This is a genomic window from Corynebacterium aquatimens (assembly GCF_030408395.1).
Classification (GTDB): Bacteria; Actinomycetota; Actinomycetes; order Mycobacteriales; family Mycobacteriaceae; genus Corynebacterium; species Corynebacterium aquatimens.
Genome location: NZ_CP046980.1, coordinates 715,478 through 741,759 on the forward strand (window position 1 = coordinate 715,478; position 26,282 = coordinate 741,759).

Genomic DNA, 26,282 nt, shown 5'->3' on the forward strand with positions numbered 1-26,282 from the left:
TCAGCAGTCAAAACGTGCATAATAAGGCGCGTGATACCTGGCTTTGAATCTGTTCCCACTCCGCCCGCCATCGACCCGGAATTCATTCCGCGGCACATCGCATTGGTCATGGACGGCAACGGCCGGTGGGCAACTGAACGCGGGTTGCCACGCACGGAAGGGCACAAGCGCGGCGAAGCCGTGCTCATGGAATGCGTGGACGCGTGCTTGGCGCTGGGCAGTGTGAAATGGCTTTCGGCCTACGCCTTTTCGACGGAAAACTGGCGCCGTTCCCGCGATGAAGTCCGCTTCCTCATGGGATTCAACCGCGATGTGCTCCACCGCCAGCGCGACATTCTGCATGAGAAGAACGTGCGCATCGTTTGGGCTGGGCGCCGGCCGCGCTTATGGCGGTCCGTAATCCGCGAGTTTGAGATCGCCGAGGAATTGACAAAGAACAACACGGCCATGACCTTGGCCATGTGCGTCAATTACGGCGGCCGTGCGGAACTCGTCGACGCCGCCCGCGCTATCGCCGAGGCGACCCGCGCCGGGAAACTCACACCACAGCGTATCGACGAAGAACTCCTTGGCCAGTTCATGTACCGCCCCGACATGCCGGACGTTGATCTGTTTCTGCGCCCTTCGGGTGAACTGCGCACCTCAAACTTCCTGTTGTGGCAATCAGCCTATGCAGAAATGGTCTACCAAGATAAGCTGTTCCCGGATTTCCAGGCGGTAGACCTCTACGACGCCGTGCTTGAGTACGCGCGCCGGGATAGGCGATTCGGAGGAGTGAAGTGAACGCAGCTCTCGACCGGCACGATGCTTCGATCGGGGACGGTGCCAAAGGCGTCGTCGATAAGCATGCTGCTCCCACGAAGCAACAGATCAAGCGCTGGCGCCAGTACCTGGCAAACGAGCGCGCTGAGGCCGCGACCTACCGTGAGATGGCGAAAAAGCGCGAGGGGCACGAGCGCGAAATCCTTGAGCAGATCGCGGACGCCGAATCCCGTCACGAGCTCTACTGGCGTGAGAAGCTCGGGCCGGAAGTGGGCATGCCGCAGAAACCCGATTGGGGCACACGCTTCCACGCGTTCATGGCGCGCAACGTCAGTCCCGTCTTCGCCCTAGCGTTGATGCAATCGGCGGAATCGCGTTCGCCGTACATGGACGATGAAGACGCCTCAGATGAGATCGCCGCGGACGAGGCGATGCACGCGGAAGTCGTGCGTGCCCTGGCAACGCAGGGCCGTGAGAGACTCTCCGGTTCTTTCCGGGCGGCGGTCTTTGGTGCGAACGACGGCCTGGTCTCCAACGTTGCTCTGGTTTTGGGTGTGATGGGCTCCGGTGTGTCCTCCAGCTACATCCTGCTCACCGGCATCTCTGGGCTGTTGGCGGGTGCGCTGTCTATGGCGGCCGGCGAGTACGTGTCTGTCAAGAGCCAGACTGAGCTTCTCGACGCCTCACGGCCCGACCCGATGGCCACGAGCCACGTTCCGAAACTCGATGTGAACCAAAACGAGCTGGCCCTGGTGTACCGCGCCCGGGGGATGGATGCGCATCAAGCCGAACAACGCGCCAAAGACGTGTTCGCCGCAACCCAATACGGTGCTGGCCAGCTTGGGGACAATGACAACGGGCTGCACGGCAATAGCCTGGTCCGCGACGGGCTTACTGATGGGGACTACGACAGCCACGAGGCGGTGGGCAACGCGTTATCCGCCGGCGTGGCGTCCTTCTGCTTTTTCGCTGCGGGAGCGTTCATTCCGCTGATTCCGTTCATCCTTGGACTCGCCCCCACTCCGGGTGCGGTGGTTGCACTGATTTTGGTGTCCATCGCACTATTTGCCACCGGCGGGCTCACCGGCCTACTCAGCGGCAAACCCCCGTTCCCACGGGCTCTCCGGCAGCTGGGAATCGGCCTTGGCGCCGCGGGAATCACGTACGTTCTTGGAATGCTCTTCGGCGGCGTGGTTGGCTAGGTCCACTGGCCGGATGGGCTGAAGCTATTCAGCTGCGTTGCTGTTGTGGTTGGCGTTTTGGTTATTGATTTGGTCGTTGCTGGCGCACAACGGGCAAATCCCAAATACCTCGGCGTCATGCCCGCCGAGTTGGTAACCGTGCTGGGCGGCGGTTTCTTTCGCCCATTGCTCCACCGGCCCGCCGTCGATTTCCTCGCTACGGCCGCATTTGGTGCACACCAGGTGATGGTGGTGGTGTTCGGTGAGGCAGTGGCGGTAAACGGTTTCCCCGTTGGAACTCAGCACATCCACCGCACCAATATCCGTCAGGGTTTGCAGCGTGCGGTACACGGTGGTGAGCCCCACCTTTTGCCCGCGGGCCATGAGCTCGCGGTGGATCGCCTGCGCTGAAGCGAAGCGGTCTAAGTCTTTGAGGACTTCTACAACCGCGCTGCGCTGACGGGTGTTGCGGGCCCCGATCTTCGGGGTTTTGCTCCGTGTAGGCAGGCGAGACTCCATGCGCCTACTGTAACGGTTTCTTCTGGGAGGGGAGCAGACCAGGGTCAACCTCAGGCAAGATCTCAGCTGGTGGTCCCGCAGCTGCAACAGATCCGTAGCGTTCAGAAACGCCGAGCAGATCCGGCTTCACAACGGCAGTAGGAGTTTTCCTCCGGCTGGTGTTGTTGGGGGCCTTTTTCGTAGAACCGATTTCTTGGATAGCCTCTAAGACTGCCACGATGTCGTCCGCGGTGAGGGAGTAGACCACTTCACGCCCAGAACGCTCGGCTTCTACCAGCCCGGCTTTCTTTAACACGCGAAGGTGCTGGCTGATCAGTGGCTGTGATTTGTCTAGTTTGGTGACAAGCTGGTGGACAACGTGGGGACCTTCGTCGAGCAGAATCAGAATCCGAAGACGGAGTGGGGAATCTAGTGCGCTAATCACAGAAGAAGCTCGTTGAAGCTTCTTCTGTGACCAGTCTGGGGTGGCGCCCATTCCGTTGGTCCTTTCTCTTAGTCTCTCTCATCCATCCAGTTACAACCCTGAAGTTGCAGTTCTGAAGTTGAAGCTCTGAAGACGCAGCCAGAGCGGTTGTTTACGTATTAACTATATAAGTTTAATAAAACTTGAGGGCCCATGACGTGATAATGCGCATCATTCTCGCGTGGGTGTAACAGCTACACTGGTTCACGGTTTGTTCGACGCTAGATGTAAGCGATGGACACGGAAAAATTTTAAAAGCATACAATCGTTTAACCTTGGCTAAACAGCGCCACTAAGAAAAACAGTGCCACTAAAAAGTGCCACTGAGACGTTTCAACGAGCAGGAGAGTAGTCCCCATGGCTTCGACCGTGATCGACACCGTTGTCAACCTTTGCAAGCGCCGCGGGCTGGTGTACCCGGCGGGTGAGATCTACGGCGGTACGCGATCGGCGTGGGACTACGGCCCGTTGGGCGTGGAGCTCAAGGAAAACGTCAAGCGCCAGTGGTGGAAGCAGATGGTGCAAACCCGCGCGGACGTCGTTGGCGTGGACACCTCCGTGATCCTGCCCCCGCAGGTCTGGGTGTCCTCAGGGCACGTTGAGGTGTTCACGGACCCGCTGGTGGAGTCGCTGCACACGCACAAGCGTTACCGCGCCGACCACCTGCTGGAAGCGTATGAGGAAAAGCACGGTCACCCGCCAGCAAATGGTTTGGCGGACATCAATGACCCTGAGACTGGCCAGCCGGGCAACTGGACGGAGCCGCGCGCGTTTTCCGGTTTGATGAAGACCTACCTGGGCCCCGTCGATGATAAAGAGGGCCTGCACTACATGCGTCCGGAGACCGCCCAGGGCATCTTTGTTAACTTCAAGAACGTGATGACGTCGGCGCGTATGAAGCCGCCGTTCGGCATTGCCAACACCGGTAAGTCCTTCCGTAATGAGATCACCCCGGGTAACTTCATTTTCCGCACCCGCGAGTTTGAACAGATGGAGATGGAATTCTTCGTCAAACCTGGTGAGGATGAGCAATGGCACCAGTACTGGATTGATAACCGCCACCAGTGGTACATCGACCTTGGTATCAATCCGGATAACCTGCGCCTGTACGAGCACCCGCAGGAGAAGCTCTCGCACTACTCCAAGCGCACGGTGGACATCGAATACGCCTTCAACTTCACCGGTTCCAAGTGGGGTGAGCTCGAAGGAATCGCCAACCGCACGGACTATGACCTGAAGACGCACGCTGAGTCTTCCGGTGAGGATTTGTCCTACTTCGACCAAGAGTCCGGTGAGCGCTGGACGCCGTACTGCATCGAGCCAGCCGCTGGCCTTGGCCGCGCGATGATGGCGTTCCTAATTGACGCGTACCACGAAGATGAGGCGCCGAACTCCAAGGGCGGCGTGGACAAGCGCGTTGTTTTGAAACTGGACCGCCGCCTGGCTCCGGTCAAGGTCGCGGTGCTGCCGCTGTCGAAGAAACCGGAACTGTCCGGCCCGGCTGAAGAGCTTGCAGCGACCTTGCGCCAGCACTGGAACATTGACTACGACACCTCCGGTGCGATTGGCCGTCGCTACCGCCGCCAGGACGAGATTGGAACCCCGTTCTGCGTAACCTTCGACTTCGACTCGCTCGAGGACCAGGCGGTCACAGTGCGCGAACGCGACACGATGGAGCAGGAGCGCGTGAAGATCGATGAGCTGGAGGCGTACCTCGCCGCGCGCCTTCTGGGTTGCTAGGAGTCGGTCACCCCATGCATTACGTCAGTTGGGACCGATCGGACCGCGACAACCCTTCGCTGCTCGCTGAGGGTGGCCCAGAGGTTCTCGCGCACTTTAGCCACGACCACGCTGTCCTCAACCCCGGGGGCGACGCGGAAGAATGGTCGCTTATCCAGCTTCCTGAAGCCGGCGCCGTGGCCAAGCGCGATGACGTGGAGGTGGTTCGCACCACCGACTCGCTGAAGCGCGACAAACAGATCGCCGTGGATATTGAAGGCCGCGGCTACGTGATCGTCGCGGAGACCTCGAAGAATTTCATCATCGACGATGCCCACGGGGACAAGGTCGCCCAGTTCACGTCCGATCACAATGGCGTACGCAGGTCCATCCTGGAATTTGAGGGTCAGACCCACTTACCGCTCATTGATGTGGTTGGTCTCGCCTGGGTATCGCGCCTCGTGCTCGAATCCCGCAAGATGGTCAACACCACGGGGCTCATTGCCTTGCTGTTGTTCCTCAGCGTGTTCATCGTCGCCGTGTGGTTCCTCGGGCCGTAACAACCATGAGTACCCCAACGGCTGAACGCGCGCGCGACAAGCGCACCTGGGTATGGCGGGGCCAGAAGCTTATCGACGAAAGCTCGGGAGCCTACACCGGAAGCCCCCAGACCGGGCCCCAAACCGGGCCCCAAGCGGGGCCCCAGAAAGTTCTCGCCTACGTCGACGGCAACACTCTCTACGTCGGTGATCAGACGATTGTCTTAGATCACTCAGCCGGGACCATGCGGTGGACACTTCGTGGATCCTTGAGGGGCGGTAGTGCGGCAGAGGCCGATTACCGCATGGGTCTGCGCGGTTCCACGGTGAACAAAGTGTCTGCGACCTGTGGGGAACGCTCCTACACGCTCGATCGCGTGAATCTTTTTTCCGCGCGCCGTCTCATCCGCGCCACGAACGGCGCCCCAGTCGCAGAGATTTCCGTTATTCGCGGCACGAGCATCCGGGTCACTCTGCTTGCGGAGCTTACGGACCGTACGGACCGCACGGACGAACAGGGTGCACAAGAAAACGCCACGACCCTGATGGACCTGGCGTTTATGACGTGGGGGCTCACCCTGCTTGATGCGGCGGCGCGCCGCACCCTGCGGTAGAGGCTGTAAGCGGTTTAGAAGGAACCGCTGCGGCTGGTGGTTCCTCCACCGCTGAAGCCGCCGCCACCGCCGCCGCCGAATCCACCGCCGAAGCCGCCACCGCCTCCGCCGCCACCGAGGATGGACGCCCAGATTACGGCCTGGGCGATGTCGCCCATGGTTTGGTTGGTCTGCATACGGCGGTATTCCGCAACATCGGCCTGCGCCGCCTGCGAGGCGCGCCGTGAAGTATCGGTTGCCGCGCGCGCGAACTCGATTGCGTTCGCGGTGTCATCGACCCTCCGGTTGTGCGCTTCGGCGTACTGACGCTTCGACTCAGCGAGCAACGTGCGGGCTTGCGAGCCGATAATGCGGCCGCGGGAGTTGATCAAATCTTCAGCGCTTTGAATCTGCGCGGTTGCAACATTCATCTGCTGATCAAAGAGCTGCAGTTTGCGCTGCTGGTCGGAGACCACTCCGCGGGCGCGATCAATTTCTGCATCGATTTCCGAGTCCAAGTGGGTCAGGCGCGTGTACACATCCAGCGGGTCAGAGTCTGCACGCCCACGAAGTTCTGCCAGTTGCGCGCGGGCCCGTTCAGAGACGGTGTTCAAAGCCGCGACGTCAACGAGAGCGCCCTGGGTTGTTTCGCGCTTCAGCTGCTCAATCTGGTCAAGCTCATCCTCGATCTCATCAATCAAGGCGTTCAAATTCTGGCGAGCCCGGGCGATGTTGGCCTCAGCATGCTCGATGGCGGTGAGGTTGGTATCAGCGACCTCAACAGCGTGCTGGGCGGCGCGAAGAACATCCACCAGTGCGCCCTGCTGGCCAGCCGGCTGGTCAGCCAGTTTGCGGGCGGTGTTGAGTTGATCTTCGGCTTCGGCGATGGAGCCGTTAGCTACGTCGATGTTGTCCGCAATGGACTGCAAAACCTCGTCGGTGTAGCGCTGGTGCAGATCCGCCAGCGTTGCTTGCGCCGGTTCAATGCGTGCGCGCAGATCGATGATCCTACGGATGATCGCTTCGATCTCATCCGGGGCCTTGATCAAAAGGTTCCGTAGATCCGTGAATTGCTTGCTGCGCATGTTCAGGGCGTCTTCTGCCTTGCCGCAGGAGGACACAATGTCAATCAGCATGGCGCGCTTTTCCGGCTCGGTTTCCGGGATTGCGTCATACAGGCGCTGGTGGATCCTAAATGCACGCTGCAAAGCCGCCGTGGCTTCATTCATCGCGGCTGTAAAGGGGCGGACTCGGTCAGCGCCGAATTCATCGCGCGCGATTTCCAGTTCCTCTTTACCAACGCGAATCGATTCGTCGGTCTGGACCAGGGTGTCCTTGGCCAGCTTCTCCAACGTGGGCGTAGGGAGGCGACCGAGTGAATCAACATCGCCCGGCTTAAGTTCTTTCGCGGCCGTGATCTGATCAGCCTCATTCTTCTTTTCTTTGCGCCGGCCGTATGCGTAGAAGCCACCACCTGCCAAAGCAGCGGCACCCACACCGCCAGCGAGCAGAGCGCCGTCAGGACCGCCCTCACCATCGCCACCGCCGGAGCCGTTCACAGAGTTGATGGCGGCCAAGCCAGCGGCCGGGAAATTCTGGTTGGACAGCTGGGCGAATGCGGCTTTTTCCATCGCGGCTTCTTGGGAGTCATTCCATGCGCCGCCGGTAGCGATCGCATACTTGCGGTCCTCCGTCGCAATAGCAACGACCGCGGTGTTGCTACCGCGATCATTCACCGCGGTCTTGGCCCACTGGTCCGGGTCCTCACCACCAAAGGTGGTCATGTACACCACGTAGGCATTGAGACTCTTTCGTTCCTGCAGCTGCGTAATCGCTGCTTCGATGTCGCCTTTTTCGCTCCCGCTCAGCACACCTGCTTGGTCCACGACCTTTTCCCGCAGGTCAGTTGGGTCGACGGGTGCCCCTTGAACCGTCGCGGGTGCCTGCGCAACGATTTCGTGAGGGCCGTTGTCAAAGTAGTGCGTTGCTGCCAGTGCCGCAGGAGCAGCTGCCAGCGCAAACCCGCCAGCGATCACGGGCGCCGCCAATGCGATTCGCACGGGCGCCACACTGCGAGGAGAAGAGGTAGTCATGCGTTTCAGACTAGCCTGTTAGCCCGACACGCCGCCGACCGCTATTTAGTGAACCGCGGTCTAAGCTTGGAAAACGTTATGAACCTACGCGCATATCCGTACAGCTCGCACGACATCGCCCGCCGTGCAGTGGAGGGGGAGAAGGGCTCGAAGCTTAGCGACGCACCGGATTCTCGGGATGCGTTTTCGCGCGATCGCGCTCGCGTTCTGCATTCCGCTGCCCTGCGGCGACTCGCGGATAAAACCCAGGTAGTCGGCCCGCGCGATGGTGATACTCCGCGTACTCGTTTGACTCACTCGCTTGAAGTTGCGCAAATCTCCCGTGGAATCGGGGCCGGTCTGGGTCTCAACCCCGACTTATGCGAAATGGCGGGGCTGACGCACGACATCGGTCACCCGCCTTACGGCCACAACGGTGAGGTCGCGCTCAACCAACTCGCCGCCGACTGCGGGGGGTTCGAAGGCAACGCGCAAACCTTGCGCATTCTGTCGCGCTTGGAGCCCAAGGTGCTTATCGACGGCACGTCGTACGGCCTGAACCTCACCCGCGCTGCCCTCGATGCAGCCTGCAAATACCCGCGAACTCGAACGAACCCGGATGGCAGCATCAACCGCAAGTACGGTGCCTACGATGAGGACGCGGACATTCTGGCCTGGGTACGCGAAGGACACGTCGATGACCGGCCGCCGATTGAGGCCCAGGTCATGGACTGCTCCGACGACATTGCGTATTCGGTACACGATGTCGAAGACGGGATTGTGTCCGGCCGAATCACGTTGAAGGTTCTGTGGGACTTCGTGGAACTCGCGGCACTCGCGCACAAGGGTGCGGCTGCTTTCGGCGGAACTGCCGATGAGCTTATTGCCGCTGCTGATAGCTTGCGCGCTCTCCCGATCGTGGCGGCAGCGGCTGATTTTGATCATTCGCTGCACGGCTACGTCACACTGAAAAAGATGACGTCCGAATTGGTGGGGCGCTACGTCGGCGCCGTGACTGCTGCGACCCGGGATGCGGCCGCTGAAAACGGATCTGCCTACGACAACGCCGCCGGACTCGGCCGCATGCACGGGGACTTGGTCATTCCCCCGGACGCCGAAGCTGAGGTGCGGCTTTTAAAAACAGTCGCAGTCCTTTACGTCATGGACATGCCAGCACACATCAAGAACCAAGACCGGCAGCGCGACCGCATCATTCGCGTTCACGACTATCTGACCGCCAGCGCGCCGGGTGCGCTCGACCCCATGTTCGCCGCATGGTGGCTGGATGCTGAACGCCTTCCTACCGCCGACGAAGTCGACGCCGCCAAGAAACGCGTCATCATCGACCAGATTGCATCTATGACGGAGTCCCGGCTCGAGCGCACCGCGAAGAAAGCCGACGGACTGGCCGGATTCATTGCCTAACCGCTTTTTGCGCAGACCGCGACGTGTAGCGTCAACGTCATGTTTGAATCCCGGATGAAGCGCCGGTTCGCCTACCGCGATGACGGCTCTGCGGGGGGTGTGCTCGGCATGGATTAGATCTCCATATTCCGGGGCGGTGGGGAAGAAGACGGTGTTCTGGTTGTCCCGGAAGACCACAACACCGAGGAAGGTCATCGTGCTGCCCGGTGGGTGGTCTGCAGCGACTCTGCCCACCTCGGCACTCAACCCTGCTGTGGGGGTTACTCGTAGCGAAGCGAGCTGAGCATCCCGGTTTCCATGTGATAGGCGTTATGGCAGTGAAATGCCCACTCACCGGGGTTGTCAGCGATCAGGTCGGCGACCATGGTTTCACCGTGGCGGAGAAGGACGGTGTCCTTGCGTAGCCCGCCGCTGCCGGGCAGCGCCCACGTGTGTCCGTGGATGTGCATGGGATGGGGCATCATGGTTCTGTTGCGCATGACCATCCGTAGGCGCTGGCCCTCCTGCACGGTCGCGGAGGAGGATTGGCCGTCGGTGAGAATGCTCCATTCATACGGCATCATCTGCCCGCCCAGGTCGATGCTGACTTCTCGGTCTGGTGTGCCCTCGGGCAGGAGTGCACGGTCTGCTGGCTTCAGGGAGGACAGAAGCAGTCCGGTGGACGACAACTCAGGGAAATTGACATCGGGGCGGGGGGCCTGGCCGCCGGCGGTGCGGATGACGGCGAAGGCACGGTCGTCCTTACCCACCGCCAAAGCCGTGAGCGGGAAGATGCCGTCGCCGAGGGTGACCTCGACGTCGACACGCTCGCCCATCGACAGGTAGATCGATTCGGTCTCCCTGGGCTGGACAGGGAAGCCGTCAGTGTGGGTGACGGTCATGCGGTGACCACCGAGGGCCACCTTGAAGATGGTGTCACCGCCGGAGTTGATAAACCGCAAGCGGGCCTTGTCGCCCGGGCGAGCCTCAAAGGTCCGGTGAGCACGGGGGATACGTCCGTTGATGAGGTAGTGCGGATACATCACATCGCCGACATCCCCGCCCAGTACCCGGTCCGGGGTGCCGTGCATCATATGGCCGTGACCTCCCATTCCCATCCTCCCGTTATGGTCGCCCGAACCCATTCCGGTGAGCTTGTCGAGCTCATCGTCGGGAGTGCCCTGAATGCCATCGACCCAGTCGTCGAGCACGATGGTCCACTCAACGTCCTGGTCCTCAGCGTCTTGCGGGTCACGGATGATCAGTGGGGCGTGGAGGCCGCGATCAAGCTGCAGGCCGGTGTGGGAATGGTAGAAGTAGGTGCCACCGTGGGGGACTTCAAAAACATAGGAGAAAGACTCGCCAGGTTCAATGGGGTCCTGGGTCATGCCGGGCACACCGTCGGCTGCGTTGTGGAGTGCGATGCCATGCCAGTGGATGGAGGTGCTCTCAGGCAGTTGATTGGTGATATCGACCTGGAGGACGTCGCCGGCGGTGGCCTCAATGGCCGCATCCCCGGTGTCAGAGACGTATCCCCACGTCTTGGCTTCGATGCCGCCGATATCCAGGGAGAGGGGCCGGGCGGTCAGTGTCCGGCGCACCGTCGGCTCACCGAGCGCAGTGGGGGTGGGAGTGGGGCGAAGGGAGGGACCTGGTGCCGAGGCAGCGGGTCCAGGGTCGCTGGTGCAGGCGGCCACGGCCCCGGTGCCAGCGAGGACGAGCCCGCCGAGCAGAAACTGTCGTCGGGAAAACGCGTTCTTCATGATTTAACCTTCCTTGGTGCAAGATTTCAGTGACACGGGAGACAGGCGCAGGTGAGGACCCTGCTGAGCCATCACGTCAGGCGCAGGTCTGTGACACAGGTGGCACCGTCGTCGGTGGTGGAAAACTCCGTGGTGCCGGTACGCCCCTGGTAGCTGACCTCAATCACGCCGGTGGCATCATCGGGAAGCCAGAAGCCAATAAACCCGTTGTCGAAGGTGGTCGTCGCCTCGTCCACCAGCACCTCACCGGTCTCCCCATCGGTGATCGTGACCTTGATATCCTCATTGTTGAGTTCCCCCAGGCAGGTCGTGAGGCTGTGGTAGAAGCAGTCATGGGTCTGGGTCACATATGGGGCAATCGAGACGTAGGTCAGGTCCTGGGGCAGGTCGAGGGCCACCTCCTGGTTCTCATCCGAGAGCACCAGCTCATCGCGGTGCACCGAGGCGATCAGATCCGTGGGACGCTCAGTGACCTTCTGCCGGTCGAGGTGATCAATGATCTCCACCGCGTCCATGTCGGCCAGGCCATGGGTAGTCAGGAATGCATCCTGGGACACCGTCCCGTCGGCGGTGGGTTCCGGGTCGGCGGTGGGTTCCGGGTCGGCGGCCGAACACCCCGTGAGGGCGAGGGCAAGGGCGGCGGCTGCGATCGCTGCTCGTTTCACGTCAATCTCCTTGGATCGTGGTAACACCGTGAGAAAACATCGCCTCAAGGTCGATGCCATACCTTTATCTAGCATGGGTGCCTGACGGACTAGGAATCAAAAACCCTGGTTACAGCCTTAAAACAGGGCGAAAAGGGGGTGAATTCGGTGGGCTGGGTCACCACCGGGACACCACCCCACAGCCGTGGGCGATGTCCTTTTACCCGCCCCGGGTTTGCGGTGCAGGCAGTGAGATCCCTGGTGGCGCCTGCTGAACCGACCAGGGGAGGCGATGCCGCCGGCCCGGGGTGGGGCACAGGGGTGACGGCGGTCGAAGGGTGATGTTTGAAGATTTGATGAAGATTCCCCGCCGGGCACTGAGCGAGGGTGGTATTCCCCCCTGGCCGGAGCGATACTGAGGTCTATGGCTGACCGCACACCGACCACCGCCACGCCCCCCGGGCGGGTGCTGGTCGTCGATGATGAACAACCCCTGGCTCAAATGGTGGCCTCCTACCTCATCCGGGCCGGCTTCGATACCCGCCAGGCGCACACCGGCACCCAGGCCGTGGACGAGGCCCGTCGCTTTTCCCCCGATGTTGTGGTGCTGGATCTGGGGCTGCCCGAACTCGACGGCTTGGAGGTGTGCCGACGGATCCGCACCTTCTCGGACTGCTACATCCTCATGCTCACCGCGCGTGGCAGCGAGGACGACAAGATCAGCGGTTTGACCCTGGGGGCGGATGACTACATCACCAAACCTTTTAGCATCCGGGAACTGGTGACCCGGGTGCATGCGGTGCTGCGCCGCCCGCGCACCAGCACCACCCCACCGCAGGTGACCACTCCCTTGATCGTTGGTGACCTCATCCTTGACCCCGTCGCCCATCAGGTGCGGGTGGGGGAGACGACCGTGGAGCTCACCCGCACTGAGTTCGAGCTGCTGGTTGCCCTGGCCCTGCGCCCCGGCCAGGTGCTGACCCGCCACGACCTGGTCACCGAGGTCTGGGACACCACCTGGGTCGGTGATGAACGCATCGTCGATGTCCACATCGGCAACTTGCGTCGCAAGCTCGGCACCGACACCCGGGGCCGGGGGTTTATCTACACCGTGCGTGGCGTGGGCTACCGGTTGGGGCAGCCATGAATCACGGACCCGGCCTGACCTTCCGCTTCCTGGCCGCCCAGGTGTTGGTCGTGGCGATTAGCCTGCTGGTGGCCGCGGCCGTGGCCATGATGGTGGGCCCGATCCTGTTCCATGATCATATGTTGATGACCGGCCGGGAGGACCCCTCGCTGGAGCTGTTCCATGCCGAGCAGGCCTACCGGGACGCCAACCTGATCACCCTGGCCGTCGCCCTGCCCACCGCCTTGATCAGCGCCCTACTGGCCAGCCTGTGGTCATCGCGTCGTCTGCGCACCCCCCTGCAGGATCTCACCCGCGCCGCTACCAGCCTGGCGGCCGGCAACTCCCGTATCCGCGTGCCCGCCGGAGAAGCAGGCCCCGAGGTCACCACCCTGGCGCATGCCTTCAACACCATGGCCGACCGGCTGGAACACACCGAACAGGTCCGCCGCCAGATGCTCTCTGATCTGGCCCACGAAATGGGCACCCCCTTATCGGTGCTCACGGTCTACCTCGATGGTCTCCAGGACGGGGTCGTGGACTGGAATAATGCCACCCACACGATCATGGCTGCCCAACTCACCCGCCTGACCCGGTTGATGGAAGACATCGACGATGTCTCCCGGGCCCAGGAACACCGGATCGATTTGGACCTGGCGGAGGAAGGGCTCGGGGATCTGCTCCATACCGCCGCTGCTGCCGCGGGGGAAGCTTATGCTGACAAAGGCGTCGATTTACAGGTCGAGACCATTACGGACACCGTCCGGGTGCTCGTGGACCGGCAACGCTTCGGCCAGGTGATGAGCAATCTCCTGTCGAACGCGCTACGGCACACCCCGGCCGGCGGGCAGGTCCGGATCAGCGTCCACCGACAGGGGGCATCCACCGCGCTCATCCACGTCGCCGATGACGGCGAGGGCATCCCACCTGACCAGCTCGGACACATCTTCGAACGCTTCTACCGGGGGGATGCCGCCCGCAGCCGGGACGAAGGCGGGGCCGGTATCGGTCTGACCATCTCCAAGGCATTGATCGAGGCCCACGGCGGCACTCTCACCGCCACCTCCCCCGGACCCGGTCGCGGAGCGGTGTTTGCCCTCCGCCTCCCGCTGTCCCCTCCCGACAGTGAGGAGGCTGCCCGGTGACCACACCCTGCCCCGCGCGAGGGCCGCGCCCTCCACCCCTTGGGGGTATACCCCAGGAGGGTATATACCAGATAGCATCGCCGAATCCCACCGACCCGTAGGAGCTTTCCCATGAACACCTCCCCGCCCCGCCTCTTGCCGATGGCCTCCCACGGCTGCAGCTGTTGCGAACCTGCCTCACGTGCCGACACCGCCTCCATCCCTGCCGCCAGCGACTCGTCAGCAGGAGGGGCCTCCACTAGCTACCAGGTCACCGGCCTGACCTGCGGGCACTGCGCGAAAAGCGTGACCCAGGCCCTTCAGGCCCTCCCCCAGGCCGACGACGTCCAGGTCGATCTCGCTGCTGGTGGTGTTTCCACCGTCACGGTCACCGGTGTCGTACCTCCGGAGATGGTTCGCCGGGCCATCGAGGAGGCCGGCTACACCGTCTTATCCTGATCAGTTTTACCCATCATCTCGACCCCGACCGGGTTGAGCGAAAGGAACGTCATGAGCACTCCCCACCATTCCGGTGATCACCATGGTGATCACCCCGCTCCGGAAACAGACCACACCCACCACCCGGATCATGCCAGCCACGAACACCACGCAGATGCCGACACCCACGGCCAGGCGATGCCCCACGATCACCCGCACTCCGCCCTGGACGATGACCACCACGTTCATGGTCACGGCGAACACGCCGGACACAGCACCGCAATGTTTCGGGACCGCTTCTGGTGGTCGCTGATTCTGTCCATTCCCGTCGTTATTTTCAGCCCCATGGTCGCTCACCTGCTCGGCTACGACCTCCCGGCATTCCCCGGATCCACCTGGATCCCTCCGGTGCTGGGCACGATCATCTTCGTCTACGGCGGAACGCCTTTCCTCAAGGGTGGATGGAAAGAACTGAAATCCCGCCAACCCGGGATGATGCTCCTGATCGCCATGGCCATCACCGTGGCGTTTGTCGCCTCCTGGGTCACCACTCTGGGGCTGGGCGGTTTTGACCTGGACTTCTGGTGGGAGCTGGCTCTGCTGGTGACCATCATGCTGCTGGGCCACTGGCTGGAGATGCGCGCTCTCGGGGCCGCGTCCTCCGCGCTTGACGCGCTGGCTGCCCTGCTGCCGGATGAGGCCGAGAAAGTCATCGACGGGACCACCCGCACCGTGGCCATCTCCGAGCTGGTCGCCGACGACGTCGTGCTGGTGAGGGCCGGTGCCCGGGTGCCGGCCGACGGAACCATCGTCGACGGAGCCGCCGAATTCGATGAGGCGATGATCACCGGCGAATCCCGTCCCGTCTTCCGCGACACCGGTGACAAGGTAGTCGCCGGTACCGTGGCCACCGACAACACCGTCCGCATCCGGGTGGAGGCTACCGGCGGGGACACCGCCCTGGCCGGCATCCAACGCATGGTTGCCGACGCCCAGGAGTCCTCCTCCCGGGCCCAGGCCCTGGCGGATCGGGCGGCGGCGTTGTTGTTCTGGTTCGCGCTGATCTCCGCTCTGATCACCGCGGTGGTGTGGACCATCATCGGCAGCCCGGACGATGCCGTGGTGCGCACGGTCACGGTGCTGGTCATCGCTTGTCCGCACGCCCTGGGCCTGGCGATTCCGCTGGTCATTGCGATCTCCTCCGAGCGGGCCGCGAAATCCGGGGTGCTCATCAAGGACCGGATGGCGCTCGAGCGGATGCGCACCATCGACGTGGTGCTCTTCGACAAAACCGGCACCCTGACCGAGGGTGCGCACGCGGTCACCGGTGTCGCGGCAGCTACGGGCGTCACCGAGGGCGAGCTGCTGGCCCTGGCCGCCGCCGCGGAGGCCGACAGCGAGCACCCCGTGGCCCGCGCCATCGTGGCGGCCGCGGCCGCCCATCCCGAGGCCTCCCGTCGGCAAATCCGTGCAACTGGTTTCAGCGCCGCCTCCGGCCGGGGGGTCCGGGCCACTGTCGATGGCGCCGAGATCCTCGTGGGCGGGCCGAACATGCTGCGCGAGTTCAACCTCACCACCCCGGCCGAGCTCACCGACACCACCAGCGCCTGGACCGAGCGTGGGGCCGGTGTGCTCCATGTTGTCCGCGACGGTCAGATCATCGGTGTGGTGGCCGTCGAGGACAAGATCCGCCCCGAATCCCGCGCCGCCGTGAAAGCCCTGCAGGACCGCGGGGTGAAGGTCGGATTGATCACCGGCGACGCCCAGCAGGTGGCCCACGCTGTCGGACAGGACTTAGGCATTGATGAGGTCTTCGCCGAGGTCCTGCCCCAGGACAAAGACACCAAGGTCACGCAGCTGCAGGACCGGGGTTTGAGAGTGGCCATGGTCGGTGACGGTGTCAATGACGCCCCCGCTCTGACCCGCGCGGAGGTCGGTATCGCCATCGGTGCCGGCACGGATGTGGCCATGGAATCCGCCGGAGTGGTCCTGGCCAGTGATGACCCGCGGGCAGTGCTGTCGATGATTGAGCTCTCGCAGGCCAGCTACCGCAAGATGATCCAGAACCTCATCTGGGCCTCTGGCTACAACATCCTCGCCGTGCCGCTGGCCGCCGGCGTGCTCGCCCCGATCGGGATCGTGCTGTCCCCGGCCGTGGGCGCGATCTTGATGTCTGCCTCGACCATCGTGGTGGCCCTGAACGCCCAGCTGTTGCGCCGCATTGATCTGGATCCGGCTCACCTGGCTCCGACCGAGTCGAAGGAGGAACACACCACGCCTACTCCGGCATCCACCGCCTAAAGACCTCAGAGTTATCACTTCGCAGGCTCGTACTTCTGAGGTCTTGCGGGGGCGCCTGCAGCGGGCGATGGCTCATCGCGCAGGGCGGCTGCGTAATCATCGCCCCGCGGGCAGCTACTTAATCAGCTCGATCCCTTCGTCCTCAAACACCCTCTCGACTAAGTCGGTGTCTTTCGGGCTCATGGACCAATAAGAGCTAATGATCCGCTTCACCTTGTATTCGCGGAGCATATCCACGAGTCCATCTAAGTTCGTGGGGGCTCGACGATCAGCCGGGTACACCTGCTTAGCAATGGCAGCTGCAAGCTCGCGGACGGTGGCCACCTCGTCGAAAAGCACGATTGCTTCATTGCGGTTATTGCGGCCACTGAGGTCACTGTTTTCGCTGCGGTTGGAGCTCAGCGTGCGCAACCTGCGAAGACCCCTTTGTGGATTCCATTTAGTCAATGTCGATCACCTCACAGAAGCTTTCATAGTGGTCAGCGGTGTAATACCAGACGCGAGGGTCTGTGGCTGGATCCCCGCCGGTGACGATCCTGCGCTCCCCACGGTGCCTGACTCCAGGGGTGTCCACCGTGTACTCGCGATAGTAATTTTTGCTTTCCTTCGGGAGGAAACCTTCGTAATTGCCAAAGCGTTTCCCATCATTTTCTGGGTAGGGGAAAGGGCCACCGGCTTGAATATCAGCAATGGTGTCATCTACCTCCGGCGGGATTTCCGCAGGATCGCAGGCGGGAACAGCCCCCACAGTGGCATTAGGCTGAGCCGTTGAGGAGCGGGTTTGTGGTGCTGATGAGCTGAATCGCGTGCTTGACGGCTCGGGTGCGTTACTCGTCGTGGATGTTGCCGCAGTGGCGGGTGCCGGCGCGTCTTGCGGGGACTCTTCGGGGTTGGATAGTGGGTCGTTGAACAGCGCCCACAAGAATGCGCCGGTGACGATGAGGCCGAAAACAATCAGAATCGGCAGGGCGATCCCATGGCCTTTACCCTCAGCGCCTTCGTTCACGTTTCGATTATGAGGTTTCTCCTGCGGCGGGGAAGTCATGGCTTCATACTAAATGCCGCCTTGTTTTCGCCCGGTTGAACTGGAGGCGACGGCGTGTTGTACCCGACTTGTAGGATGTACGCATGGCTAGGGGCAGAATTCCGGATTCAGACGTAGAGGCTATCCGTGAGCGCGCCAATATTGCTGACATCGTGGGGGAATACGTTCAACTCAAACCAGCGGGGCACGATTCTTTGAAGGGGTTGTCGCCCTTCAAAGATGAGAAGACGCCGTCCTTTCACGTGCGGCCGGCGCGGGGGTATTACCACTGTTTCTCCACAGGCAAGGGTGGGGATGTGTTCTCCTTCCTCATGGAGATGGAGCAGCTCAGTTTCCCAGAGGCTGTAGAAGCCGTTGCGGAAGAGATTGGCTACCACATCAATTACCAGGGCGGGACCACTGGTGCGCGCGACGTGAAGCCGGGAACCAGGTCCCGGCTGTTGGCTGCCAACAAAGCTGCGCACGAGTTCTATCGGGAACAGCTGGAGTTAGAAGAAGCAGAAGTGGGCCGCCGCTTCCTGCTTGACCGCGGCTTTGACAAGGACACGATCTACCACTTTGAGTGTGGGTACGCGCCCAACGGCTGGGACGCGATGACGAAGCACTTACTGCGCAAGGGCTTTGACGCCCAGGAGCTGCAGGACGCCGGGCTGTCGTCGATGGGCCGGCGGGGGCCAATTGATAAATTCCGTGGGCGGTTATTGTGGCCGATCAAAGACGTAGCAGGCAACGTGATCGGTTTCGGTGCGCGCAAGTTGTTTGATGATGACCCGATGGGCAAGTACATCAACACCGCTGACACGATGCTGTACCACAAGTCGAAGGTGCTGTTTGGCCTGGATCTGGCAAAGAAGCATATCGCTGCCGGGCACCAGGCCGTGGTTGTGGAGGGCTACACGGACGTGATGGCGATGCACGCGGCGGGGATTCACACCGCGGTTGCAGCCTGCGGTACTGCGTTCGGATCTGACCATATGGCGATCATCAGAAGGCTGATGCTGGACGATAACTTCTTCCGTGGGGAGTTGATCTACACCTTCGACGGTGATGAGGCTGGTCAGAAGGCAGCGATGCGCGCTTTTGAGGGGGATCAGCAGTTTACGGGCCAGTCCTTTGTTGCGATCGCCCCGGAAGGCATGGATCCGTGCGATCTGCGTTTGGCCAAAGGGGATGCCGCTGTGCGTGACCTGATTGCTCGACGCATTCCGATGTTCGAGTTTGTTATTGACACGCTGTTGAAAGACTTCCCGCTGGATACACCCGAAGGACGATTGCAGGCGCTGCGGCGCACGGTACCGGTGGTGGCGCAAATCAAGGACGCACCCCTGCGCACCGAGTACGCCCGTCAGCTGGCTGGCTGGGTGGGTTGGCCCGATCCAAATGAGGTCATCCGCCAAGTCCGCGAAGAGGCCCGTAATCCACGATCGCGCAAACCAAACCAGTGGGAGCAAAGGCAGCAGTGGCAGCAGCGCCAGGAGCAGCAGCGCCAACAGGGCAACGGTCCTGCGCAACGACCGTCGTTCGCGATTCCCGCGCCCGATGACCCACGCCTGTGGGCGCAGCGTGAGGCGATCAAGTTGGGCCTGCAATACCCGCATGAGGCTGGCTTAATGTTCGACCAACTTGGTCCCGATGCCTACTCGGATCCTGCGTACCAGGCCGTGCGCCATGCCATTGCACAGGCCGGTGGTGTCACCGGTGCTGAGGATGGGCCCAGCTGGATCGCCGCAGTCGCCGGACAGATGATTGACCTTAACGGACGCAACTTCGTGGCCATGCTCGCCGTCGAAGAGATTCTCGTGCAGGACACCGCCGCGTACGCGGAGTCAGTGATGACCCGCCTGAAGGAAGTCCAGGTGGGCAACCAGATCGCGCAACTAAAATCACGTCTTCAGCGCATGCGCCCAACCGATGATGAGATGGCCTATAACGCGCTGTTTTCTGACCTAGTGAAACTGGAGCAAGAGCGCCGCGAACTCAACGAACGCGCTTTTAGAAACTAGCTGCGTCTATGGCGAGCGTCGGGGTGATTTTCACGCTCACCTTGTCGGACCCATCGGATGCAGTCTTCAGCATAAAAATATCCGAGTCATCTTAATCGATACGATGGGGAGCATGACCGTGCTTGTTCTTGATCCGCGTTGGCCGAATCTGATCCCCATGGATGTGGTTGCGCGCGTCCAAGGTCCGGTGGAGTTCACCAGCGAGGTTCCTGTGTCTGTGCGGTGGGATTTCACGGATCTGGTTCCGTCGGGTGAAGCGGACTCTCATCCGCAGATGGGGTGGGGCTGGCTTGTCACAACCGATCCGAAGAATCCGGATGTGGTGCAGCGGGTTGCGCGTGGTGAATCCCTGGTTGAGGTGGCTAGTCGGGCAGATTCCGTTTTCGCTGCGGTAAGCACGATGGCCCAAGCGCGCCGGCGTGGTGAGTGGGAGCGGGGGCAGACACACGAAAGTCTCCTGTACTACCTCGAGCAGGAGGCGGGGGAGTTTTCAGAAGCTGTGCGGACGCATGCGGGGGATGACGAGCTGAAGAAGGAATTGTCCGATCTTCTGTTGCAAGTTCTTTTCCACGCGGAGATCGCGCAAGAACGGGATGCGTTTGATTTCGGTGACGTCGCGGGCGCGTTCGTAGAAAAAATGCGCTCCAGGGCGCCGTACCTGTTCGACGGCTCTACCGGACCCGTAGGGGTAGAGGAGCAGGATCGCTTGTGGGCAGAAGGGAAAGCCCGCGAACAAAAGAACAACGGCCAGTAGCTACCCCGAGGGGAGCACTGGCCGCGTGATTTTTAGTTTTTCTGGCAGGTCCTACTTTGCCTGGCTGCTGCCCTGAACCAGCGGCAGGATGGTGCGCAGTTCCGGAAGGCCAGCCCGAGAGGAGATCTGGGAGGCGAAGTCAATGGCCTGGCTCTGCGGGGTGACTGGGTCCGGCTTCACAGCCTCGCACTCGAGGGCGCGGTCAGCGATGGCGTTAACGGTGGAGCCGGCCAGAAGACGGGTAGCGGTGCCCTGGCCGAGCTGAGTGTTCAGCTTGTCCACGAGCTGGCTGCGGGTAGTCGTGCCGTCGACAAGGCTCGTGCCGCGCAGCGTGGACTTCACCACATTGCAGTCTGCGGTAGCGATGCCGCCGTTTGCCAGCTGCTGAAGCTGTGTGAGGTTGAGGTCAGCCTGTGCAGGCATTGCGGTAACGGCGCCGATTGCCGCAGCGGAAGCGATGGTGCCAAGGGCGATCTTGTGGGAAATACGCATTGGGGGAGTCCTTTCAGGTCGAGTGGTTCACTCTGGGAAATTCATGCCGACAAGTAACAGGAGAGATTCTAGCGTAGTTGTGTGACGAATGGGGCAGATGTTACCAATGTTACGAAAATGTTCATATTTTGGTTCCCTAAATCACGTCAGCGTTCGCGGAGTCTGTGGGTGCACTGAATAGATGCGCACTACTTTGTAGGGGCGCGGTGGCGGCCCCGGTGTTGTGCTGTGGTGCCGGTAGGATGTGCCAACGTGGCAAGGACATCAAGAGCATTTAACGGGGGCTACCAGCCCCGGCGACGGCGTGGCTGTGGTTGCGCTGCTCTTGGCGCATCCGTGCTGGTGATCATCCTTACCCTGTCGGTTGTCATGTGGTTGGCAAGCCTGTCTGACGGGCTGCTGACCACTACTAACCGTCAACCGATTCCGCGGGACATCCCCCCAGCAGCGGCGCAACAGCCGCCGCTGATTGATACAGAAGCCCCAGGGCGCACGGCTAACCAGCTGGGGGAATGGTCGCTTCCGATTGCTGATCAGCTCAACGTGGAGCCCCAGGCCATTCGCGCGTACGCAAACGCGGAGCTGATCGCGGCGCAAGTCTGGCCGGAGTGCAACTTGAAATGGAACACGCTGGCAGGAATCGGTTGGGTGGAAACCCGGCATGGCACTTATACGGGCAAGCTGTTTGATGCAGGACGGCTCAATGATGACGGGGTTGCGGACCCCCCGATCATTGGAGTCAGGTTGGACGGATCGCCTGGGTTTGCAAAGATCCACGACACTGACGGGGGCGAGTTCGACGGGGACAAAGAATACGATCGCGCCATCGGGCCCATGCAGTTCCTTCCGGAGAGTTGGAAACACTACGGCCGCGATGGAAATGGTGATGGTGTAGCTGATCCCCAGCAGATTGATGACGCCGCGTTAGCCGCAGCAACTGTGATGTGTTCCGGCGGGCGGGATATGGCTACGGAGCAGGACTGGCGCGCAGCGATTTTGGGGTACAACCACTCCAACGATTACGTGGCGAAAGTGCGCGACGCCGCCGCGAATTACGCGCTAGGACAGCCAGCGCAGCGGTAGTCTTGTCCTGCCATTTTGTCGCTCGGCGTCGAGGTAGGCCGTTTTCTGGAACAATTGGGCAGTGGAACGAATCAGGACCACATCATTTAAGGAGATCAACGTGGCTTACATCATGCTGGCATACGCACGCGAAATCATGGACTCTCGCGGTAACCCGACGGTCGAGGCGGAGGTCGCGCTTGACGACGGAACGGTGGCGCGCGCTGCGGTTCCTTCCGGCGCATCCACTGGTGAGCACGAGGCGCACGAGCTTCGCGACGGGGATGAGCGTTACGGCGGCAAGGGTGTCGCCACTGCGGTTGAGAACGTGAACGAAAAGATTGCGGACGCTATCGCAGGCATCGACGCAGATGATCAGCGTCTCGTTGACACGACGATGCTGAAGCTGGACGGCACCCCGAACAAGAAGGAGCTCGGCGCGAACGCCATCCTGGGTGTGTCCATGGCTGTGGCAAAGGCTGCTGCGGACGCAGCTGACCTGCCGCTGTTCCGTTACATCGGTGGCCCGAACGCTCACCTGCTTCCTGTCCCGATGATGAACATTCTGAACGGTGGCGCACACGCTGACTCTGGTGTGGATGTCCAGGAGTTCATGATTGCTCCGATTGGTGCGGATTCCTTCAAGGAGGCTCTCCGCCAGGGCGCAGAGGTCTACCACGCGCTGAAGAGCGTTATCAAGGACAAGGGCCTGTCCACTGGTCTTGGTGATGAGGGTGGCTTTGCACCGTCCGTGGAATCCACCAAGGCTGCTCTTGACCTGATCATGGAGGCAATTGAGAAGGCCGGTTACAAGGCTGGCGAGGACATCGCGCTCGCGCTCGACGTGGCATCGAGTGAGTTCTTCGAGGACGGTCACTACAACTTCGAGGGCGGCCAGCACACCGCTGAGGAGATGGCCAAGGTCTACGCCGACCTGATTGAGAACTACCCGATCGTGTCCATCGAGGACCCGCTGGATGAGAACGACTGGGATGGTTACGTCAAGCTCACCGAAGAGATCGGTGACAAGGTCCAGATCGTCGGCGATGACTTCTTCGTCACCAACCCGGAGCGTCTGGCCAAGGGCATCGAGCTAGGCGCTGCTAACGCTCTTCTGGTGAAGGTGAACCAGATCGGTACCCTCACCGAGACCTTCGACGCTGTGGAGCTCGCGCACCGCAACGGCTACCGCACGATGATGTCCCACCGCTCCGGTGAGACTGAGGACACCACGATCGCTGACCTCGCTGTGGCCCTGAGCTGTGGCCAGATCAAGACCGGTGCTCCTGCACGTTCGGAGCGTGTTGCTAAGTACAACCAGCTGCTGCGCATCGAGGACATGCTGGGTGAGTCCGCGGTCTACGCCGGCCGCAGCGCATTCCCTCGCTTCGACAAGTAAGCGTGGTGCGCCGGTAGGGCGCCACGCGCAAGGTAGAATTCGAGGCCATCATGGCCTCCGCAGAAAATTCCGCAACGACCGCCCCTGACGAGGGTGAAAAGACCTCGCCTCGTCGGGGGCGTCGCCGTGCCACGACGGTGCCGGTGGCCAGCAGGGAAGCCGCCAACAAGGCAAAAAAGCCCGCCCGAAAGCGTCTGGAATCCCTTCGGGGTGACATCGTCGGCGTCGCCATCTTGATCGGCGTGGTGCTGGTTGTCCTCATCGCGATTGCGGTACCGATGCGCAACTACTACGAGGGCAAGGCGGAAATCGCTCGTCTCCACGATTCGATCGCCGCGAAAGAGCAGCGTAAAGCAGATCTGGAGGCAGAGCTAGAGCTCTACAACGATCCCGCGTACGCCAAGCAAGAGGCCCGCCGTCGTTTGGGAATGATTGAGGAAGGCGAAACTGCCTGGCGCATCATGGACCCACGCATGGAGGGCATGGAGCAGCTCACTTCTGAACACAAGCTTGAACCCCAATCCCCCAAGCCCTGGGGCGAGGTCATGTGGGATTCGCTGAAGGAGAACCCAAAGTAAATGGACATGCCCAGCACCGTCGCCACGGCCCTCCCGCGCCACCACGAAGTGCCGTCTGAGTCAGACCTGGAGGTCGTCGCTAAGCAGCTTGGCCGTGCCCCTCGCGGCGTTCTCGCGGTCGCTTATCGCACGCCCGACGGCCAGCCTGCGGTAGTCGCCACCGCGCCCAAGCTTGACGACGGCACGCCGTTCCCCACCTTGTACTACCTGACCGATCCGCGGCTCACAGCAGAAGCATCGCGGCTTGAAGTAGCGCAAGTGATGAAGTGGATGGAAGGCCGTCTTGCCCACGACGGTGATCTGCAGGCTGATTACCGCGCGGCGCATGAGCATTACTTGTCGACGAGGAATGCGATTGAAGACCTAGGCACGACCTTTTCCGGTGGGGGAATGCCCGATCGGGTCAAGTGCCTCCACGTCTTGATCGCGTACGCCTTGGCCGAAGGACCCGATCGAGTCCGCTTCGGTACAGAAGCTGTGGCGCTCGCTGCTGACCATGCCAACCTTCGTGGCACCGCGATTCCGGCGGAGTGGCCAACAGCAGATGACCTAGGAATCACAGCGAGCGTGAACGAATTCACTGGAGAGGAACTCGCCTAATGGCACAGTTACCAGCTGGCACGAGGGTCGCCGGCGTCGATTGTGGGACTAATTCCATCCGCTTGCTTATTAGCGAAGTAGAGGAATCTTCCACCGGCACGTCGCTTACAGAAATCACTCGTTCGAACACGATCGTGCGCCTAGGCCAAGGCGTGGATGAAACCGGTGAGCTTCATCCTGACGCGATCGCGCGCACGCGAGATGCGCTGGCGAATTACGTCGCCGTGATGGAGGCTGAAGGAGTTTCGGCCGTACGCATGGTCGCAACCTCCGCGACGCGCGATGCCGCCAACAAAGACGCGTTCTTCGACATGACGCGCGAACTGCTGGGACGCATCCAGCCCGGTGCGTGCGCTGAGGTCATCACGGGCGAGGAAGAAGCACGTTTGTCCTTCCTTGGTGCGACAATCGATGCTCCCGCTGACGCGAAGGGTCCGTTCTGCGTTGTCGATCTCGGGGGCGGCTCGACTGAGTTCATCGTCGGCACGCGCGATGGCGACATCCTCGGCGCGTACTCGACGCGAATGGGCTGTGTCCGTCTCACGGAACGCATCATGGTGACCGATCCCCCGACCGCCATGGAGATCGCCCAGGCCCGCGCGTACGTGGTCTCTCAGATCGAGGAAGCCCTTGTTCACGTCCCGCTCAGCGGCGCCGAAGTCCTCGTGGGATGCGCCGGTACGTTCACCACTATCAGCGCTTTGACCCTGGGATTGGATTCATACGACCCCGAGCGAATCCACATGTCCAAGCTCGACTTCGACGACGTCCGCACAACGACACGGACACTCACAGCCGAGTCCGCCGCCACACGCGCCGCCAATCCGGTGATGCACCCGGGGCGCGCGGACGTGATCGGGTCCGGCGCCGTGGTCGTGGAAGAAGTTCTTGCCGCCGCCGAACGCGTGGCGGGGATCAATCAGTTGATCGTGAGCGAAAAAGACATCCTCGACGGCATCGTCGCAGGCCTAGTCTCGGGTCTCAACTCTGGTCTCGGCCCCAGCAGACCCCAGTAGCCCCCAGCAGACGTTTTAGTCTTCGTCCGGCTCGTAGATTTTATCGTCAGAGGCGTCCGCGATGCTGCCCTTCGACTTTGAGCTCCGGAGGTCTTTGACCTCTTTCATCCGCGGATCCGGATCCAACTGATTGGCCAAAGCCTTCCGCGTTGAGTGCAGAGCCTGCTGCGTGATTGGCGAGTTAATCACTTTTCGGGATGTGTCTACGATCTGGTGATAGCGCTTGCGGCCTGCCTTCGTGCCGAAGACATACCCGGCTGCTGCTCCGACAACGAATTGGATCATGCCACCATGCTACCGGTTCCCCTGATGGGCTCCGGCCGGGGACCGTCCTGCTGCAGGCCGCCAAGCGGTTGTAGTGGGGGTTTTACCCCACTTTTGTTTCGTGACAGGAAAGCCTGCGATACAAAGGAAAGTGCCGCTTGGCTTAAGTGGCACTTTCGCCCCGTGCGAGAGGGGTCGACCTCGCACGGGGCGTTTTTATGCCCTCATGAATGTAGTGGGCCGTCACCGTTCCAACGTTTTCGCTCCAGGTCCGCGCCCGCAGGAAACGGCGGTGGCACAAGTGTGGGGCCAGCGGGGCTCGAACCCGCGACCAGCGGATTATGAGTCCGCGGCTCTAACCGACTGAGCTATAGCCCCTTCACGCATTCTCGCCGTTGAAGGTATCCCTCACGACGGTGCG

The 26,282-nt window shown here is 61.6% G+C and carries 26 protein-coding genes and 1 tRNA gene; 17 read left to right on the top strand and 10 right to left on the bottom strand.

Features of this window, described 5'->3' with window-relative positions:
• Nucleotides 1-30 precede the first annotated feature (30 nt).
• A complete protein-coding gene (locus CAQUA_RS03290; protein WP_290178691.1) occupies nt 31-783 on the top strand; it encodes an isoprenyl transferase in 753 nt (250 codons plus the stop codon).
• 29 nt (nt 784-812) lie between these two features.
• Nucleotides 813-1,964: a VIT1/CCC1 transporter family protein gene (locus CAQUA_RS03295; RefSeq protein WP_290178918.1), complete on the top strand. Its 1,152-nt coding sequence runs from the start codon at nt 813-815 to the stop codon at nt 1,962-1,964.
• A 24-nt stretch (nt 1,965-1,988) separates the two neighbouring features.
• Here CAQUA_RS03295 and CAQUA_RS03300 read toward each other — a convergent pair whose 3' ends face one another.
• Nucleotides 1,989-2,462, bottom strand: a complete 474-nt coding sequence (locus tag CAQUA_RS03300) for a Fur family transcriptional regulator (protein WP_196824532.1) — start codon at nt 2,460-2,462, stop codon at nt 1,989-1,991.
• A gap of 4 nt (nt 2,463-2,466) precedes the next feature.
• Nucleotides 2,467-2,886 (bottom strand): ArsR/SmtB family transcription factor, encoded by a 420-nt coding sequence (locus CAQUA_RS03305; protein ID WP_290178693.1) that lies wholly within the window; start codon nt 2,884-2,886, stop codon nt 2,467-2,469.
• Between the two features lie 396 nt (nt 2,887-3,282).
• On the opposite strand from CAQUA_RS03305, the gene CAQUA_RS03310 reads away from it, so the two are divergent.
• Genes CAQUA_RS03310 through CAQUA_RS03320 form a run of 3 tightly spaced genes read left to right on the top strand, consistent with a single transcriptional unit; the run spans nt 3,283 to nt 5,797 of the window.
• On the top strand, nt 3,283-4,665 hold the full coding sequence (locus tag CAQUA_RS03310; RefSeq protein ID WP_196824530.1) for a glycine--tRNA ligase: 1,383 nt from the start codon (nt 3,283-3,285) through the stop codon (nt 4,663-4,665).
• Nucleotides 4,666-4,679: 14 nt separating this feature from the next.
• Nucleotides 4,680-5,204, top strand: coding sequence for a hypothetical protein (locus CAQUA_RS03315; RefSeq protein WP_196824529.1), 525 nt, complete (start codon nt 4,680-4,682; stop codon nt 5,202-5,204).
• A gap of 5 nt (nt 5,205-5,209) precedes the next feature.
• Nucleotides 5,210-5,797 carry a hypothetical protein gene (locus CAQUA_RS03320; RefSeq protein WP_196824528.1) on the top strand — a complete coding sequence of 196 codons (588 nt, stop codon included), beginning with the start codon at nt 5,210-5,212 and terminating at the stop codon, nt 5,795-5,797.
• A 14-nt stretch (nt 5,798-5,811) separates the two neighbouring features.
• Here CAQUA_RS03320 and CAQUA_RS03325 read toward each other — a convergent pair whose 3' ends face one another.
• Nucleotides 5,812-7,869 carry a TPM domain-containing protein gene (locus CAQUA_RS03325; protein WP_196824527.1) on the bottom strand — a complete coding sequence of 686 codons (2,058 nt, stop codon included), beginning with the start codon at nt 7,867-7,869 and terminating at the stop codon, nt 5,812-5,814.
• Nucleotides 7,870-7,947: 78 nt separating this feature from the next.
• On the opposite strand from CAQUA_RS03325, the gene CAQUA_RS03330 reads away from it, so the two are divergent.
• Nucleotides 7,948-9,273, top strand: a complete 1,326-nt coding sequence (locus CAQUA_RS03330) for a deoxyguanosinetriphosphate triphosphohydrolase (RefSeq protein ID WP_196824526.1) — start codon at nt 7,948-7,950, stop codon at nt 9,271-9,273.
• Nucleotides 9,274-9,533: 260 nt separating this feature from the next.
• On the opposite strand, the gene CAQUA_RS03335 is transcribed toward CAQUA_RS03330, so the two are convergent.
• Nucleotides 9,534-11,015, bottom strand: a complete 1,482-nt coding sequence (locus CAQUA_RS03335) for a multicopper oxidase family protein (protein WP_196824525.1) — start codon at nt 11,013-11,015, stop codon at nt 9,534-9,536.
• A gap of 71 nt (nt 11,016-11,086) precedes the next feature.
• On the bottom strand, nt 11,087-11,680 hold the full coding sequence (locus tag CAQUA_RS03340; protein ID WP_196824524.1) for a CueP family metal-binding protein: 594 nt from the start codon (nt 11,678-11,680) through the stop codon (nt 11,087-11,089).
• 403 nt (nt 11,681-12,083) lie between these two features.
• Between CAQUA_RS03340 and CAQUA_RS03345 the strand changes: the two genes are divergently transcribed.
• The 4 genes from CAQUA_RS03345 (at nt 12,084) to CAQUA_RS03360 (ending at nt 16,648) form a co-directional block, all read left to right on the top strand.
• Nucleotides 12,084-12,806 carry a response regulator transcription factor gene (locus CAQUA_RS03345; RefSeq protein ID WP_196824523.1) on the top strand — a complete coding sequence of 241 codons (723 nt, stop codon included), beginning with the start codon at nt 12,084-12,086 and terminating at the stop codon, nt 12,804-12,806.
• Nucleotides 12,803-13,930, top strand: a complete 1,128-nt coding sequence (locus CAQUA_RS03350) for a sensor histidine kinase (protein WP_196824522.1) — start codon at nt 12,803-12,805, stop codon at nt 13,928-13,930. Before CAQUA_RS03345 ends, CAQUA_RS03350 begins: the two co-directional genes overlap by 4 nt.
• Before the next feature lie 111 nt (nt 13,931-14,041).
• Nucleotides 14,042-14,368 carry a heavy-metal-associated domain-containing protein gene (locus CAQUA_RS03355; RefSeq protein ID WP_196824521.1) on the top strand — a complete coding sequence of 109 codons (327 nt, stop codon included), beginning with the start codon at nt 14,042-14,044 and terminating at the stop codon, nt 14,366-14,368.
• A 51-nt stretch (nt 14,369-14,419) separates the two neighbouring features.
• Nucleotides 14,420-16,648, top strand: coding sequence for a copper-translocating P-type ATPase (locus tag CAQUA_RS03360; RefSeq protein ID WP_196824520.1), 2,229 nt, complete (start codon nt 14,420-14,422; stop codon nt 16,646-16,648).
• A gap of 114 nt (nt 16,649-16,762) precedes the next feature.
• Here CAQUA_RS03360 and CAQUA_RS03365 read toward each other — a convergent pair whose 3' ends face one another.
• On the bottom strand, nt 16,763-17,095 hold the full coding sequence (locus CAQUA_RS03365; RefSeq protein WP_231375427.1) for a hypothetical protein: 333 nt from the start codon (nt 17,093-17,095) through the stop codon (nt 16,763-16,765).
• On the bottom strand, nt 17,088-17,654 hold the full coding sequence (locus CAQUA_RS03370) for a guanyl-specific ribonuclease (protein WP_290178699.1): 567 nt from the start codon (nt 17,652-17,654) through the stop codon (nt 17,088-17,090). The genes CAQUA_RS03365 and CAQUA_RS03370 overlap by 8 nt, the downstream gene beginning before the upstream one ends.
• Nucleotides 17,655-17,776: 122 nt before the next feature.
• Between CAQUA_RS03370 and dnaG the strand changes: the two genes are divergently transcribed.
• Entirely contained in the window at nt 17,777-19,696 is a 1,920-nt protein-coding gene (gene dnaG / locus CAQUA_RS03375; RefSeq protein ID WP_196824518.1) for a DNA primase, read from the top strand.
• A gap of 112 nt (nt 19,697-19,808) precedes the next feature.
• Nucleotides 19,809-20,450 carry a MazG nucleotide pyrophosphohydrolase domain-containing protein gene (locus CAQUA_RS03380; RefSeq protein WP_196824517.1) on the top strand — a complete coding sequence of 214 codons (642 nt, stop codon included), beginning with the start codon at nt 19,809-19,811 and terminating at the stop codon, nt 20,448-20,450.
• Between the two features lie 51 nt (nt 20,451-20,501).
• Here the strand turns inward: CAQUA_RS03380 and CAQUA_RS03385 are convergent, their stop codons facing one another.
• Nucleotides 20,502-20,942, bottom strand: a complete 441-nt coding sequence (locus CAQUA_RS03385; RefSeq protein WP_196824516.1) for a hypothetical protein — start codon at nt 20,940-20,942, stop codon at nt 20,502-20,504.
• 336 nt (nt 20,943-21,278) lie between these two features.
• Here CAQUA_RS03385 and CAQUA_RS03390 point away from each other — a divergent pair, with 336 nt between their 5' ends.
• From CAQUA_RS03390 to CAQUA_RS03410, 5 genes are all read left to right on the top strand, one after another.
• Nucleotides 21,279-22,025 (top strand): lytic murein transglycosylase, encoded by a 747-nt coding sequence (locus tag CAQUA_RS03390; RefSeq protein ID WP_376993113.1) that lies wholly within the window; start codon nt 21,279-21,281, stop codon nt 22,023-22,025.
• A gap of 100 nt (nt 22,026-22,125) precedes the next feature.
• Complete coding sequence (gene eno, locus CAQUA_RS03395) at nt 22,126-23,403, top strand: phosphopyruvate hydratase (RefSeq protein WP_196824515.1); 1,278 nt, start codon at nt 22,126-22,128, stop codon at nt 23,401-23,403.
• 50 nt (nt 23,404-23,453) lie between these two features.
• Nucleotides 23,454-23,981, top strand: a complete 528-nt coding sequence (locus CAQUA_RS03400; protein ID WP_196824514.1) for an FtsB family cell division protein — start codon at nt 23,454-23,456, stop codon at nt 23,979-23,981.
• A gap of 6 nt (nt 23,982-23,987) precedes the next feature.
• Nucleotides 23,988-24,581 carry a DUF501 domain-containing protein gene (locus CAQUA_RS03405; RefSeq protein WP_196825621.1) on the top strand — a complete coding sequence of 198 codons (594 nt, stop codon included), beginning with the start codon at nt 23,988-23,990 and terminating at the stop codon, nt 24,579-24,581.
• Nucleotides 24,581-25,597, top strand: coding sequence for a Ppx/GppA phosphatase family protein (locus CAQUA_RS03410; RefSeq protein WP_196824513.1), 1,017 nt, complete (start codon nt 24,581-24,583; stop codon nt 25,595-25,597). Before CAQUA_RS03405 ends, CAQUA_RS03410 begins: the two co-directional genes overlap by 1 nt.
• 15 nt (nt 25,598-25,612) lie before the next feature.
• Here the strand turns inward: CAQUA_RS03410 and CAQUA_RS03415 are convergent, their stop codons facing one another.
• Complete coding sequence (locus CAQUA_RS03415) at nt 25,613-25,882, bottom strand: hypothetical protein (RefSeq protein WP_196824512.1); 270 nt, start codon at nt 25,880-25,882, stop codon at nt 25,613-25,615.
• Nucleotides 25,883-26,165: 283 nt separating this feature from the next.
• Nucleotides 26,166-26,239 (bottom strand) — tRNA-Ile (locus CAQUA_RS03420).
• Between the last annotated feature and the right edge of the window lie 43 nt (nt 26,240-26,282).